We start from the raw sequence: 14,317 nt of genomic DNA, 5'->3' as shown, positions 1-14,317 counted from the left end.
CCCATAGTCCCCCGTGCCACCCTCGCGCCTGAGCCTTATCGTGCGCCCGCATGGGGTCCTCATCGCGCCCGCGCAGGTCTCTGGATGAAGGGCTTTACGGTGTCACAAACCGTTAGAATTCCGTTACAACAGTGTTAGACATTGGCTGAAAGACGCCCGTAGAATGGGGCTCAAACGCCTCATTGGATGTCTTATGGAGTTTTTCACCGAATACGCCAGTTTCCTGGCCAAGACCGTCACCCTGGTGATCGCCATTCTGGTGGTGCTCGCCAGTTTTGCCGCGTTGCGCAGCAAGGGCCGGCGCAAGTCGGCTGGGCAGTTGCAGGTCAGCAAGCTCAATGATTTCTATAAAGGCCTGCGTGAGCGCCTGGAGCAGACCCTGCTCGACAAGGATCAGCTCAAGGCCTTGCGCAAGGGCGAGGCCAAGTCCGAAAAGAGCGAGAAGAAGCAGAAGAAAAAACCCGAGGCCAAACCACGGGTGTTCGTGCTGGATTTCGACGGCGACATCAAAGCCTCGGCCACCGAGAGCCTGCGTCATGAAATCACTGCGCTGCTGACCCTCGCTACGCCGAAAGACGAAGTTGTCCTGCGTCTGGAAAGCGGCGGCGGCATGGTCCACAGCTACGGTCTGGCGTCTTCGCAACTGGCGCGTATCCGCGAAGCCGGCGTGCCCTTGACCGTGTGCATCGACAAAGTCGCGGCCAGCGGCGGCTACATGATGGCGTGCATCGGCGAGAAGATCATCAGTGCGCCGTTCGCCATTCTCGGCTCGATCGGTGTGGTTGCGCAGTTGCCCAACGTCAACCGCCTGCTGAAGAAGCACGACATCGACTTCGAAGTGCTGACCGCCGGTGAGTACAAACGCACCCTGACCGTGTTTGGTGAGAACACCGAGAAAGGCCGCGAGAAGTTTCAGGAAGACCTGGACATCACCCATCAACTGTTCAAGAACTTCGTTGCCCGCTACCGTCCGCAACTGGCCATCGATGACGTGGCAACCGGCGAAGTCTGGCTTGGCGTCGCGGCGCTGGACAAGCAACTGGTCGACGAACTCAAGACCAGCGATGAATACCTTTCGCAGAAGGCCAGGCAGGCTGAGGTTTACCACCTGCATTACGCCGAACGCAAAAGTCTGCAGGAGCGCATCGGCATGGCAGCCAGCGGTTCGGTAGATCGCGTGCTGCTGAGCTGGTGGAGCCGTCTGACCCAGCAGCGCTTCTGGTAAGTCAGTCAGGCATAAAAAAACGCCGGTCAATGACCGGCGTTTTTTTGTCCGCAGCTTTTGTGGCGAAGACTCAGCGGCGACGGAACAGCGGCAGCGGTTCGTCAGTGGCGGCCTGATAGGTCACCGAGAAATCCTTGAGACCTTCCAGCGCTTCGTGCGGATCTTTATCTGCACGCACGGCAAAGGCGTCGAAACCGCAGCGGCGCATGTAAAACAGCTGATCGCGCAGCACATCGCCAATCGCTCGCAGCTCGCCTTTGAAGCCATAGCGATCACGCAACAGGCGCGCGTTGGAGTAGTTGCGCCCGTCAGTGAATGCCGGGAAGTTCAGCGCGATCACCTGGAACTTATCAACGTCCTCACCGATTTCCTCTGCTTCCTCGTCTGCGTCGAGCCACACGCCCAGACCGCCGTCGCGAGCCATGAGCATGCGGCTGTGTTCACGCCACAGTTGCAGCGGAACGATCAGATCGTCGCAGTTGCTGATCTCGTCGATGTTGAAATCCTTGGGCAGCAAGTGCCAGGTTTCGTCGACGACTTCGTTGTTCTTAATGATTCGCTGCATAGACGCGTTCCTTGAAGAGGTCGATGCCAATACGCTGATAGGTGTCGATGAAGCGCTCGTCTTCGGTACGTTGTTCCACGTACACGTCAATCAGCTTCGAGATCACGTCAGGCATGACTTCCTGTGCGAAGGACGGGCCGAGAATCTTGCCCAGGCTCGCATCACGGCTGGCGCTGCCGCCGAGGGAGACCTGATAGAACTCCTCACCTTTCTTGTCCACCCCCAGGATACCGATGTGGCCGACGTGGTGGTGACCGCAAGCGTTCATGCAACCGGAGATGTTCAGGTCCAGCTCACCGATGTCGAACAGGTAGTCCAGGTCATCGAAACGGCGCTGGATCGATTCGGCAATCGGGATTGACTTGGCGTTGGCCAGCGAGCAGAAATCACCGCCAGGGCAGCAGATGATGTCGGTCAGCAGGCCGATGTTCGGCGTGGCGAAACCACCTTCACGCAATTCGCCCCACAGGGCGAACAGTTGGCTTTGCTCGACATCGGCAAGAATGATGTTTTGCTCGTGGGAGGTGCGCAGTTGACCGAAGCTGTAGCGGTCGGCCAGATCGGCGACGGCGTCAAGCTGCTTGTCGGTGATGTCGCCCGGCGCTACGCCAGTCGGTTTCAGCGACAGGGTCACGGCCACATAGCCCGGCTTCTTGTGCGCCAGGGTATTGCGGGTGCGCCAGCGGGCGAAGCCTGGGTGTTCTTTGTCCAGATCGGCCAATTGCGCGGTCTGGTTTTCCAGCGCTTTGTAGTCCGGATCGACGAAGTGCCTGGCGACGCGCTGCAGTTCGGCTTCGGTCAACGTGGTCTGGCCACCGCGCAGGTGTTCCATTTCCGCATCGACTTTCTGCGCGAACACTTCAGGGGTGAGCGCCTTGACGAGGATCTTGATCCGCGCCTTGTACTTGTTGTCGCGACGACCATAGCGGTTGTAGACCCGCAGGATGGCGTCGAGGTAGCTCAACAGATCCTGCCACGGCAGGAACTCGTTGATGAACGCGCCCACCACTGGCGTACGACCGAGGCCACCGCCCACCAGGACGCGGAAACCGAGTTCGCCAGCTTCGTTGTGCACCGGCTCAAGACCGATGTCGTGTACTTCGATGGCCGCACGGTCAGCGGTCGAACCGTTGACGGCGATCTTGAATTTGCGCGGCAGGTAGGCGAATTCCGGATGGAAGGTCGTCCACTGACGAACGATCTCGCACCATGGGCGCGGGTCGATCAGCTCGTCGGCAGCGACACCGGCGAACTGGTCGGTGGTGACGTTGCGCAGGCAGTTGCCGCTGGTCTGGATCGCGTGCATCTGCACGGTGGCCAGTTCGGCGAGGATGTCCGGGATGTCTTCCACCGCCGGCCAGTTGAACTGGACGTTCTGCCGGGTACTGATGTGGGCGTAGCCCTTGTCGTAGTCACGGGCAATCTTGGCCATCATGCGCATCTGACGCGAGGTCAGTTGGCCGTAAGGCACCGCCACGCGCAGCATCGGCGCGAAGCGCTGAATGTAGAGGCCATTTTGCAGGCGTAGCGGGCGGAATTCTTCTTCGCTCAGCTCACCTGCCAGATAGCGTCGGGTCTGATCACGGAACTGCTTGACGCGGTCCTCGATGATCCGCTGATCGTACTCGTCGTATACGTACATATAAGTCCTGTTCTCAGGCTTTGGGCTACTCGGAAAACGCTGCGTTTTCGCTTGCTGGAGTCCGATGTTGCCTCTGCAATTCTGCGCGCACGGCCGCGCGCTCCCTAAGGGAGCCGGGGCAATATACCCGTTTGCAGTTATGCGCAAAAGTGATGTTTGAGTATATGTAAAGAACCAAATCGCCTAACGATAACAGTTATTAACTAATCCACATTTGTCGTGCGGACAATCATCGTCTTAACTGTGGTCGAGTCTTTCTGCAATCACCGATAAAACCGATAAGAGGCGATGCAATGAGCAACCCGACCAAGGCAAGAAAAAACGATAGCAGCGTGGATGCGTGGGCCATTTTGTTCCTGATCATTCTCGTCGTAGGAACAGCGGTGTTCTGGGTCAGCCATCAGTAAACGACCCGTCCGGGCCCGCTTCCGACGATTGTCGGACAAAAAGCGGGATCAGGCGTCAATAGCCGGTGGTTGAATGGCTATAATGCGCGGCCATTTTTCCTCGGGCCCGGATGCTTCATGTTCAAGTTTCTCTACGTCAGCCTTGCCCTGTTCGGCGCATTCTTCGCCAATGCTGTGCGAGCCGAGTCCGTGCTGTTTCTGAATCCCGGTTACACCGACGAAACGTTCTGGGTCAGTTACTCGCAGTTCATGCAGGCAGCCGCCAGGGATCTGGGCGTCGATCTGCAAATCCTCTATTCCCGGCGTCAGCCTGAATTGACTCTGGCTCAGGCACGTCTTGCATTGCTGGGCCCCAATCGTCCTGATTACCTGATGTTCGTCAACGAGCAATACGTGGCACCGCAGATCCTGCGCCTGGCGCAGAACAGTGGCGTGAAGCTGTTCATGGTCAATGCGGCGCTGACCCCTGATCAGCAGGCGCTGGTGGGCAAGCGCAGCGACCGGATTGGCAGTCTGGTGCCCAACGATGAGGAGGGCGGCTACCTGATGATGAAGGAGTTGATCCGGTTGCACCCGCCCGTGAGCAAGGGTGAGCAGATTGAAGTGCTGGCTTTCTCCGGTCTGAAAATCACCCCCTCGGCGCAGTTGCGCGAGCAGGGCATGCAGCGCGCACTGGCCGAGCATCCGCAAGTGCGTTTGCGTCAACTGATCTACAGCGGCTGGACGGAGCAGCGCGCCTATGAACAGGCCAAACAGTTGTTCGCCCGGTATCCGCAAGTGTCACTGGTGTGGTCGGCCAACGATGAAATGGCATTCGGCGCGATGCGTGCCTACGCCGAGAGCGGCAAGGTTGCGGGCAAAGATGCTTTATTCAGTGCGGTCAACACGTCTCGCAATGCATTGCAGGCGGTGGTTGACGGGCGCCTGAGCGCGTTGGTCGGCGGGCACTTTACCCTTGGCGGCTGGGCGCTGGTCGAATTGCATGACTATGAGCAAGGCGTTGATCTGGAGCAGTACGGCGGCCGCGACCGCCAGTTGCCATTACTGCAACTGATCAACAAAGCCCAGGCTCGGCAAATACTCGCCATGGGCGACTCGCCGGGCTACAACGTGAATTTTCGCAAGCTTTCGGCCAAGGGACGGCCGATTTCCTACCGCTATCCGTTCACGCTGCAGACCCTGATGCGCTGAAGCCCGTCAAACCCCGGCGAAATGCAGCACCAGTTTGACGATGGCAAACAGCGTCAAAGCGAATACCGCCGTGAACAGAATGCCCAACAGCACGAAATGGCTGGGCTTGCCATGTGTGAAGTCCCTTGCCCGGTTTTTGCCACTCTGCACCCCGAACGCCGCGGCCATCACGCTGTGCAGCATCTGCCAGAAGCTCGGCGGTTTGTTGTCGACTGGATCGTCCATAAATCCCTCGTCTGCCGTGTGTGTCAGACAAGCATAGCCAACCCACTGAAGAACACCGCAAAACCCCTGAAGAGGTCAGTTCAATCACAATCCCTGTGGGAGCTGGCAAGCCAGCTCCCACACGGTAATGCGCTGAATCCGGATTAGTTGTCGTAACCCAGATTCGGCGCCAGCCAGCGTTCGGTCACGCTGAGCTCCTGAGCTTTACGCGAGGTGTAGCTCTGCACCTGATCCTTGTCGATCTTGCCGACAGCAAAGTACTGCGCCTGCGGGTGGGCGAAGTACCAGCCGCTGACCGCCGCAGCCGGGAACATGGCGTAGTGTTCGGTGAGAAAAACACCGCTGCGACCGGCACGCATTTCTTCTGCTTCAGGATCGAGCAACGCAAACAACGCGGCTTTCTCGGTGTGATCCGGGCAGGCCGGGTAGCCCGGAGCAGGACGGATACCCGAATACTGCTCTTTGATCAGTGCGTCGTTGTCGAGCACTTCGTCCTTGGCATAACCCCAGTGTTCTTTACGCACCTGCTGGTGCAACCATTCTGCGCAAGCCTCGGCCAAACGGTCGGCGAGGGCCTTGACCATGATCGAGTTGTAATCGTCGCCAGCATCCTGATAAGCCTTGGCCACTTCTTCGGCACCGATGCCGGCAGTGGTGATGAAGCCACCGACGTAGTCAGTGACTTCGCTGTCTTTCGGCGCGACGAAGTCGGCCAGCGAGAAGTTCGGCTTGCCGTCGGTCTTGATGATCTGCTGGCGCAAGTGGTGCAGCCTGGCCAGTGGTTTGCCGTCATCGCCGTACAGTTCGATGTCGTCGTCATGCACCTGATTGGCCGGCCAGAAGCCGAACACCGCGCGGGCGCTGATCAGTTTCTCGTCGATCAGCTTGGCGAGCATCTCCTGCGCGTCCTTGTAAAGCGCAGTGGCGGCTTCACCGACCACTTCGTCTTCGAGGATGCGCGGGAATTTGCCGGCCAGGTCCCAGGAAATGAAGAACGGCGTCCAGTCGATGTACTCGGCCAGCACCTTGAGGTCGATGTTGTCCAGAACGCGGGCACCGGTAAAGGTCGGTTTGACGGGGGCGTAGGTGCTCCAGTCAAATTGCGGCTTCTTGGCGATGGCGGCGGCATAGCTCAAACGCTCGGTACGGGCGCTGCGGTTGGCCGTGCGCTCACGCACTTCAACGTATTCGGCGCGGGTTCTTTCGACGAAACCGGCCTTTAGCTCTTTGGACAGCAACTGCGTCGCCACGCCGACAGCGCGGGAGGCGTCGGTCACGTAGACCACCGCGTCGTTGCTGTATTTGGGTTCGATCTTCACCGCCGTGTGGGCTTTGGAGGTGGTTGCGCCACCAATCATCAGCGGCAAGTGGAAGTCCTGACGCTGCATCTCACGTGCCACATGGACCATTTCATCCAGCGACGGCGTAATCAGGCCGGACAGGCCGATGATGTCGCACTTCTGTTCTTTGGCGACCTGGAGGATCTTCTCCGCCGGCACCATCACGCCGAGGTCGACGATGTCATAACCGTTGCAACCGAGCACCACGCCGACGATGTTCTTGCCGATGTCGTGCACATCGCCCTTGACCGTGGCCATGAGGATCTTGCCCTTGGCTTCCGGCTTGTCGCCTTTTTCCAGTTCGATGAACGGGATCAGGTGGGCCACGGCCTGTTTCATCACGCGGGCGGATTTCACCACCTGCGGCAGGAACATTTTGCCGGCACCGAACAGGTCGCCAACGATGTTCATGCCGGACATCAGTGGGCCTTCGATCACCTCGATCGGGCGGGCGAACGACAGGCGCGACTCTTCAGTGTCTTCAACAATGTGCGTGGTGATGCCTTTGACCAGCGCGTGTTCCAGTCGCTTGTTGACCGGCCAGCCGCGCCATTCTTCGGTCTCGGCTTCCTTGACGCTGCCGTCGCCCTTGTACTTGTCGGCGATGGCGAGGAGGGCGTCGGTGCCGTTCGGCGTGCGGTTGAGCACCACGTCTTCGACAGCATCGCGCAGCTCGACAGGGATCTGGTCGTAAATTTCCAGCTGACCGGCGTTGACGATGCCCATGGTCAGGCCGTTGCGGATCGCGTACAGCAGGAACACCGAGTGAATTGCCTCACGCACCGGGTTGTTGCCACGGAACGAGAATGACACGTTGGACACGCCGCCGGAGGTCAGCGCATACGGCAGTTCGTCGCGGATGTAGGCGCAGGCATTGATGAAGTCGACAGCGTAGTTGTTGTGTTCTTCGATGCCGGTGGCCACGGCGAAAATGTTCGGGTCGAAGATGATGTCTTCCGGCGGGAAGCCGACTTCGTTGACCAAGATGTCGTAGGAGCGTTTGCAGATTTCTTTTTTGCGCGCTTCGGTGTCGGCCTGACCGGCTTCATCAAACGCCATCACCACTACCGCAGCGCCGTAGCGCTTGCACAGTTTGGCGTGGTGGATGAACTGCTCGACGCCTTCTTTCATGCTGATCGAGTTGACGATGCCCTTGCCTTGAATGCACTTCAGGCCGGCTTCGATCACTTCCCATTTCGAGGAGTCGATCATGATCGGTACGCGGGAGATGTCCGGTTCACCGGCGATCAGATTGAGGAAGGTGACCATCGCCTTCTTCGAATCGAGCATCCCTTCGTCCATGTTGATGTCGATCACCTGGGCGCCGGCTTCGACCTGTTGCAGGGCGACTTCGAGCGCTTCGGTGTAGTTGTCTTCACGAATCAGACGGGCGAACTTGGCCGAGCCGGTGATGTTGGTACGCTCGCCAACGTTGACGAACAGCGAGCTGCGATCAATGGTGAACGGCTCAAGACCAGACAGGCGGCAAGCCTTGGGGATGTCCGGAATCTGGCGCGGTGCGTAACCGGCCACGGCTTTGGCGATGGCTTCAATGTGGCCGGGCGTGGTGCCGCAGCAGCCGCCGACGATGTTAAGGAAGCCGCTCTGGGCGAACTCTTCGATGACTTTGGCGGTTTCGATCGGCAGTTCGTCGTACTCGCCGAACTCGTTCGGCAGGCCGGCGTTCGGGTGCGCGGAAACGTGGGTGCTGGCCTTGTTCGACAGCTCTTCCAGGTACGGACGCAATTCACTGGCGCCGAGTGCGCAGTTCAGGCCGACCGAAATCGGCTTGGCGTGGGCCACGGAGTTCCAGAACGCTTCGGTGGTCTGGCCCGACAAGGTGCGGCCGGACGCATCGGTGATGGTGCCGGAGATCATGATCGGCAGTTCGATGTGCAGCTCTTCGAACACGCCTTGCACGGCGAAGATCGCCGCTTTGGCGTTGAGGGTGTCGAAGATGGTTTCGATCAGGATCAGATCGGCGCCGCCCTCGATCAGGCCTTTGGTGGCTTCGGTGTAGTTCTCCACCAGCTCATCGAAGGTGACGTTGCGGTAGCCGGGGTTGTTGACGTCAGGCGACAGCGAGCAGGTGCGACTCGTAGGACCGAGCACGCCGGCGACGAAGCGTGGCTTGTCGGGGTTTTCTGCGGTCTTGGCATCGGCAACCTTGCGCGCCAGGCGTGCGCCTTCTACGTTTAGCTCGTAGGCCAGCTCTTCCATGCCGTAGTCGGCCATGGAAATGCGTGTGGCGTTGAAGGTGTTGGTTTCCAGAATGTCGGCGCCAGCATCCAGATAGGCTTTTTCGATGCCGCCGATCACGTCAGGACGGGTGAGCACCAAGAGGTCGTTGTTGCCCTTGACGTCACTCGGCCAGTCCGCGAAGCGTTTGCCGCGATAATCCTGTTCTTCGAGCTTGTAGCTCTGGATCATCGTGCCCATGCCGCCGTCGAGTATCAGGATGCGCTCTTTGAGAGCTTGCTTGAGAGCTTGAAGGCGGACGCTGCGATCGGACATTTGGACTACTCGGAAAGACCATTACGAAGGAGCGGGATCATAACAAACCTGTGCGGTTTTGGAGCATGTGCAGGTTTTGCATGAATATCGCTCATGTTGGTACGAGCGTCAGAACTGTAGAATCGCAGCGTTTTTCTTCAGGATCGGGATTCCGGGCATGTCATACCGCGTCATCAGCATTTTCTTGCTGTTCATAAGCTGGGGCGCCGCTGCGCAAGATCCTTCGATCTCATCCTCGATTTCATACAGCCGCGACATTCAGCCGATCTTCACCGAGAAGTGCGTGGCCTGCCATGCGTGCTACGACTCTGCCTGCCAGCTCAATCTGGGCAGTGGCGAGGGCGCCGGGCGTGGCGCGAGCAAAATGCCGGTCTACGACGGCGAGCGCAGTCAGGCGGCGCCGACCACGCGATTGTTCTACGACGCTTTCGGCCAACGCGCCTGGCAGCAGAAAGGCTTTTACTCGGTGCTCGACGCCCAGGGCAGTCAGGCTGCGCTGATGGCGCGCATGCTGGAGCTGGGGCACAAGACCCCGCTTGAGCCCAACGCCAAACTGCCGGAAAACATAGTCCTGGGTCTCAACCGCCCGAACATGTGCGCGATGCCCGCGGAATTTGACGGCTATGCAGGCGCTCACCCGAAAGAAGGCATGCCGCTGGCCGTCACTGGCCTGACCGATCAGCAATACCAGACCTTGCAGCGCTGGCTGGCCTCCGGTGCGCCAATCGACGAACAAGGCCTGGCACCGAGTGCCCAGGAAGCCATGCAGATTGCGCAATGGGAGAATCTGCTCAACCTGCCCGGTGCACGGGAAAGTCTGGTCGGGCGCTGGTTGTTCGAGCACTTGTATCTGGCACACATCTACTTCCAGGGCGGCGAGCCAGGACACTTTTTTCAATGGGTACGCTCACGTACGCCGCCCGGTCAGCCGATCGACCTGATCGCCACTCGCCGTCCGAATGACGATCCCGGCACACGGGTGTACTACCGCTTGTGGCCGATACAGGGTGTGATCGTACACAAGACCCACATCACCTATCCGCTGAGCGCGGCGAAGATGGCGCGGGTAAAAAGCCTGTTCTATAGCGGCGACTGGCAGGTCAACGCGCTGCCGGGTTACGGTCCGCAGAGCCGGGCCAATCCGTTTGTCACGTTCGAGGCGATTCCGGCGCAGGCGCGCTATCAGTTCATGCTCGACAACGCTGAATACTTCGTCCGCACGTTTATTCGCGGCCCGGTGTGTCGGGGGCAGATCGCGACCGACGTAATTCGCGACAACTTCTGGGCACTATTCCAGGCGCCGGAACATGACCTGTACATCACCGATCCCAACTATCGCGGCCAGGCCACACCGTTGCTGGCCATGCCCGGGCAGAACGACGATGTCGGCAGCGTGTTGAGCCTGTGGCGCAACTACCGCGACAAACGTAATGAATACGAGGCCTTGCGCCGTGACAGTTACGCCGACTTGCCGGCGCCGAGCTGGTCGACCCTGTGGGCGGGCAACGACAACGCGTTGCTGAGCATCTTCCGCCACTTCGACAGTGCCTCGGTGACCAAAGGCCTGATTGGTGAAGTGCCGCAAACGATGTGGCTGTTCGACTACCCGCTGCTGGAACGCACCTATTACCAGTTGGCGGTCAACTTCGATGTCTTCGGCAATGTCTCGCATCAGGCGCAAACCCGCCTGTATTTCGACCTGATTCGCAACGGTGCCGAGCAAAACTTCCTGCGTCTGATGCCGGCCGATTCCCGCGAGGACTACCTCAACGATTGGTACCAGAGCGGTGGCCAGTTCAAGATGTGGCTCGATTACGAAGCCATCGACGACGACAAGCCGACCGCGCTGAAACTCGATGAGAAGGACCCGAAACACGACTTCGCCATGCAGTTGCTCGCGCGCTACGGCGATCTCAATGCGCGGCCAGACCCGATCAATCGTTGCGCTGGCGCTTATTGCTCGCGGCCGAATATCGATCCGGCATTGCAAAATGCCGAGCAGGCGCTGAGCCGTCTGACTTCACGCCCGGCGGCCGGTTTGAAGGTCATCGATCAATTGCCGGAAGCGACCATGCTGCGTGTCGAAACGGCCAGCGGTAAACGCGAGGCTTACAGCCTTTTGCGCAACCGCGCGCACAGTAACGTGGCGTTCCTGCTGGGTGAGTCCCTGCGCTATCAGCCGGGGCTGGATACGCTGACCATCTATCCGGGTGTGCTCAGCAGTTATCCGAACTTCATCTTCAACATTCCCGCTGATCAGGTGCCGGCATTCGTCGATGCGATGGAGAATGCCAAAGATGCCAACCGTTTCGAAAAAATCGTCGAACGCTGGGGTATTCGTCGCAGTCACCCGCAATTCTGGTTCTATTTCCACGATTTGAGTCAGTACATCCACGAAACCGAACCGGTGGAAGAGGGCGTACTGGACATGAACCGCTACGAGAATCTTTGATCATTTGAGCAACACCTGCTGTCCCAGTTTTCAAGCAGCATCGCAAAACCCCTGTGGAACTGAGCCTGCTCGCGATTGCCCCGGCCCCTTGAGCATTTCTGGTGCCTGACCTTTCCTTATCGCGAGCTAGTCCGCTCCACAAGGGTTTTGCGGTGGTTTGAGGGGGGGGACAGGAGTGATCGATGTTGATTTCAGTGCAGGCCTTGCGGGCGCTTGCCGCATGGACGGTGGTCTGCCATCACTTCATGCAGATTTTTTTCGGCTTCCAGGCGCGCGGGCCGATTGGCCAGTTGTTCATCGACAAGGGCGCAGTGGGGGTCGATATCTTCTTTGTCATCAGCGGTCTGGTAATTTTCCTGTCCACCGAAGACAAGGATCTGCGACCCGGAAAATTCCTCCTGTATCGGCTGTTTCGCATCGTCCCGGCGTACTGGCTGTATACGCTGTTGATGGCGCTGCTGGTGGTGTTCGCCCATCCGGTGTTGCCGGATCAGACGCTGGAATGGCGTCATCTCCTCTCATCGTTACTGTTTATTCCGACGCAAAACCCTGGTGGTTACGGCATCTACCCGACCCTGAATGTCGGCTGGACACTCAATTACGAAATGCTGTTCTACGTGCTGTTTGCCTGCGCGCTGGTGTTCCGCTGGCAAGTGCGCCTGCTGGTGGTCGCGACGCTGTTGTTTGCCGCTTGCCAGGCGTTCGGCTTGCTCAACGAGTTTTACCGGGCAGACATCGTCTATGAATTTTTGCTGGGGATCGGCATCGGCGTGCTCTACCGCCGAGGGCTGATCGGGGCGGGGTTATGGCTGCCGCTGTTGGGCATCGTTGGTGCATTAGCTGCGATTTATCATCTGGCTCCGGGACCGAGACTACTGAACTGGGGCGTGCCGAGCGCGGTGCTGGTCATGGCGTGCATCGCGCTGGAGCGCTACGTCGAGCGCAGCAAAGCGCTCAAGCTGCTCGGGGATTGTTCATATTCGGTGTATTTGATGCACGTGCTGGTGCTGTCTGCAGGTGGATTTATCGCTCAACGATACGCCATCAACCCGTATCTGATGTTTATCGTATGTGTACTGGCCATTGGCGCGGGCTCGTGGCTGAGCTACGAATGGGTGGAAAAACGCAGCTATCGTTGGCTCAAGGCGCAAATAGATGACCGTTCCGTCGAGAATCATTCCCGACAAAAATACTAGGACTTTGTCCGGCGCAACGATTGGCGTAAACTCCGCCACAAGCCTGCGAGGAGTTTCCATGACCGCTATTACCATTACTGACGCCGCCCACGATTACCTGGCCGATCTGCTTTCCAAGCAGAACACCCCGGGCATCGGCATCCGCGTCTTCATCACCCAGCCTGGCACCCAATACGCCGAAACCTGCATTGCCTACTGCAAGCCGGGCGAAGAAAAACCTGAAGATACCGCGCTGGGGCTGAAAAGCTTCACCGCTTATATCGATTCGTTCAGCGAAGCGTTTCTCGATGACGCCGTTGTCGATTACGCCACCGACCGCATGGGCGGCCAACTGACCATCAAGGCGCCAAACGCCAAAGTCCCGATGGTCAACGCCGAAAGCCCGGTCAACGAGCGCATCAACTATTACCTGCAAACCGAAATCAACCCGGGGCTGGCCAGCCACGGCGGTCAGGTCAGCCTGATTGATGTGGTTGAAGACGGCATCGCTGTTTTGCAGTTCGGTGGTGGTTGCCAAGGCTGCGGCCAGGCAGACGTGACCCTGAAGGAAGGCATCGAGCGCACCTTGCTTGAGCGTATTCCGGAGCTCAAAGGCGTTCGCGACGTGACTGACCATACGCAGAAAGAAAACGCCTACTACTAAGTCAGGCGTTCACTGCGAGCATAAAAAAACGGCACCCGTGAGTGCCGTTTTTTTTGTGTGAAATTCCAGGACGCCTTCGCGAGCATGCTCTTTCCCACATTGAAGCCATGTCGTTCACCAACCCTGCTCGCGAAGGGGCCGTCATGGGCGATACAGATGCGCATGCCCGGCGCGATACAGCGATGACTCGCTGAACACCTCACTCCCCAGCACCCGCCCAACCAGAATCAACGCTGTGCGGCGAAAGCCTTTGGCGGCAACCTTCTCGGCGATATCCGCCAGCGTCCCCACCACCCAGTCCTGATCCGGCCAGGTCGCTCGGTGAATCACCGCGATCGGGCAGTCGGCGCCGTAATGCGGCAGCAGTTCAGTCAGGATCTTTTCCAGATGATTGACCCCCAGATGAATCGCCATCGTCGCGCCATGCTGCGCCAGACTGCCCAACTCTTCGCCGGCGGGCATTGCCGTCTTGTCGGCATAGCGGGTCAGGATCACGCTTTGCGACACGTCAGGCAGTGTGAGTTCTGCGCCCAGCAACGCTGCGCATGCCGCGGTCGCTGTCACTCCGGGGATGATTTCAAACGGGATATTCAGTTCACGCAGATAGCGGATCTGCTCGCCAATCGCGCCATAGAGACTCGGATCTCCGGAATGCACCCGCGCCACATTCTGACCTTGGGCATGGGCGGTTTTGATCAGATCGATGATCTGCTCCAGATGCAATTCAGCGCTATTGACCAGTGTCTGTGCCTGATGACCGTCGAGCACCGCCGCCGGTACCAGCGAGCCTGCGTAGATGATCACGGGGCAATTGCGAATAAGCCGCTGGCCTTTGACGGTGATCAATTCCGGGTCGCCTGGGCCGGCGCCGATGAAGTAAACGGTCATCGTTGAATCCTTGGGAAATAGGCGCGGCA

10 protein-coding genes are annotated in these 14,317 nt (G+C 58.8%); 5 read left to right on the top strand and 5 right to left on the bottom strand.

Annotated features, from left to right (window positions below):
• Positions 1 to 193 precede the first annotated feature (193 nt).
• Positions 194 to 1,225: a protease SohB gene (sohB, locus tag JJD74_RS15910; protein ID WP_042559418.1), complete on the top strand. Its 1,032-nt coding sequence runs from the start codon at positions 194 to 196 to the stop codon at positions 1,223 to 1,225.
• Positions 1,226 to 1,295: 70 nt separating this feature from the next.
• Here sohB and JJD74_RS15905 read toward each other — a convergent pair whose 3' ends face one another.
• Positions 1,296 to 1,790 (bottom strand): DUF934 domain-containing protein, encoded by a 495-nt coding sequence (locus JJD74_RS15905; RefSeq protein ID WP_042559417.1) that lies wholly within the window; start codon positions 1,788 to 1,790, stop codon positions 1,296 to 1,298.
• The gene (locus JJD74_RS15900) at positions 1,774 to 3,432 is read right to left on the bottom strand and encodes a nitrite/sulfite reductase (protein ID WP_200615342.1); all 1,659 of its coding nucleotides are present in this window, start codon (positions 3,430 to 3,432) and stop codon (positions 1,774 to 1,776) included. The genes JJD74_RS15905 and JJD74_RS15900 overlap by 17 nt, the downstream gene beginning before the upstream one ends.
• Positions 3,433 to 3,956: 524 nt before the next feature.
• Here JJD74_RS15900 and JJD74_RS15895 point away from each other — a divergent pair.
• Positions 3,957 to 5,030: an ABC transporter substrate-binding protein gene (locus JJD74_RS15895; protein WP_200615341.1), complete on the top strand. Its 1,074-nt coding sequence runs from the start codon at positions 3,957 to 3,959 to the stop codon at positions 5,028 to 5,030.
• Positions 5,031 to 5,036: 6 nt separating this feature from the next.
• Here JJD74_RS15895 and JJD74_RS15890 read toward each other — a convergent pair whose 3' ends face one another.
• A complete protein-coding gene (locus tag JJD74_RS15890; RefSeq protein ID WP_042559414.1) occupies positions 5,037 to 5,255 on the bottom strand; it encodes a DUF2970 domain-containing protein in 219 nt (72 codons plus the stop codon).
• A 143-nt stretch (positions 5,256 to 5,398) separates the two neighbouring features.
• Positions 5,399 to 9,109, bottom strand: coding sequence for a methionine synthase (gene metH, locus JJD74_RS15885; protein ID WP_047301535.1), 3,711 nt, complete (start codon positions 9,107 to 9,109; stop codon positions 5,399 to 5,401).
• 157 nt (positions 9,110 to 9,266) lie between these two features.
• Here metH and JJD74_RS15880 point away from each other — a divergent pair, with 157 nt between their 5' ends.
• The 3 genes from JJD74_RS15880 to nfuA all read left to right on the top strand — a co-directional run bounded on the left by JJD74_RS15880 (position 9,267) and on the right by nfuA (position 13,400).
• On the top strand, positions 9,267 to 11,561 hold the full coding sequence (locus tag JJD74_RS15880) for a fatty acid cis/trans isomerase (RefSeq protein WP_200615340.1): 2,295 nt from the start codon (positions 9,267 to 9,269) through the stop codon (positions 11,559 to 11,561).
• A 182-nt stretch (positions 11,562 to 11,743) separates the two neighbouring features.
• Positions 11,744 to 12,757 (top strand): acyltransferase family protein, encoded by a 1,014-nt coding sequence (locus tag JJD74_RS15875; protein WP_047301531.1) that lies wholly within the window; start codon positions 11,744 to 11,746, stop codon positions 12,755 to 12,757.
• Positions 12,758 to 12,815: 58 nt separating this feature from the next.
• The gene (gene nfuA, locus JJD74_RS15870) at positions 12,816 to 13,400 is read left to right on the top strand and encodes a Fe-S biogenesis protein NfuA (protein ID WP_042559410.1); all 585 of its coding nucleotides are present in this window, start codon (positions 12,816 to 12,818) and stop codon (positions 13,398 to 13,400) included.
• Between the two features lie 141 nt (positions 13,401 to 13,541).
• Here the strand turns inward: nfuA and cobM are convergent, their stop codons facing one another.
• Entirely contained in the window at positions 13,542 to 14,288 is a 747-nt protein-coding gene (gene cobM, locus JJD74_RS15865) for a precorrin-4 C(11)-methyltransferase (RefSeq protein WP_200615338.1), read from the bottom strand.
• Positions 14,289 to 14,317: the final 29 nt, after the last annotated feature.

Origin of the sequence: Pseudomonas sp. MF6776, assembly GCF_016613125.1 — a bacterium.
In the GTDB taxonomy this organism is placed as follows: domain Bacteria; phylum Pseudomonadota; class Gammaproteobacteria; order Pseudomonadales; family Pseudomonadaceae; genus Aquipseudomonas; species Aquipseudomonas iridis.
The sequence above is the reverse complement of the archived record's forward strand: the minus strand, read 5'-3'. Positions and strand labels throughout refer to the sequence as shown.

Bases quoted from the DNA above. Each gene is read 5' to 3' on its own strand.
- sohB (WP_042559418.1), top strand. From the start codon at position 194: ATGGAGTTTTTCACCGAATACGCCAGTTTCCTGGCCAAGACCGTCACC.
- JJD74_RS15905 (WP_042559417.1), bottom strand. From the start codon at position 1,790: ATGCAGCGAATCATTAAGAACAACGAAGTCGTCGACGAAACCTGGCAC.
- JJD74_RS15900 (WP_200615342.1), bottom strand. From the start codon at position 3,432: ATGTACGTATACGACGAGTACGATCAGCGGATCATCGAGGACCGCGTC.
- JJD74_RS15895 (WP_200615341.1), top strand. From the start codon at position 3,957: ATGTTCAAGTTTCTCTACGTCAGCCTTGCCCTGTTCGGCGCATTCTTC.
- JJD74_RS15890 (WP_042559414.1), bottom strand. From the start codon at position 5,255: ATGGACGATCCAGTCGACAACAAACCGCCGAGCTTCTGGCAGATGCTG.
- metH (WP_047301535.1), bottom strand. From the start codon at position 9,109: ATGTCCGATCGCAGCGTCCGCCTTCAAGCTCTCAAGCAAGCTCTCAAA.
- JJD74_RS15880 (WP_200615340.1), top strand. From the start codon at position 9,267: ATGTCATACCGCGTCATCAGCATTTTCTTGCTGTTCATAAGCTGGGGC.
- JJD74_RS15875 (WP_047301531.1), top strand. From the start codon at position 11,744: ATGTTGATTTCAGTGCAGGCCTTGCGGGCGCTTGCCGCATGGACGGTG.
- nfuA (WP_042559410.1), top strand. From the start codon at position 12,816: ATGACCGCTATTACCATTACTGACGCCGCCCACGATTACCTGGCCGAT.
- cobM (WP_200615338.1), bottom strand. From the start codon at position 14,288: ATGACCGTTTACTTCATCGGCGCCGGCCCAGGCGACCCGGAATTGATC.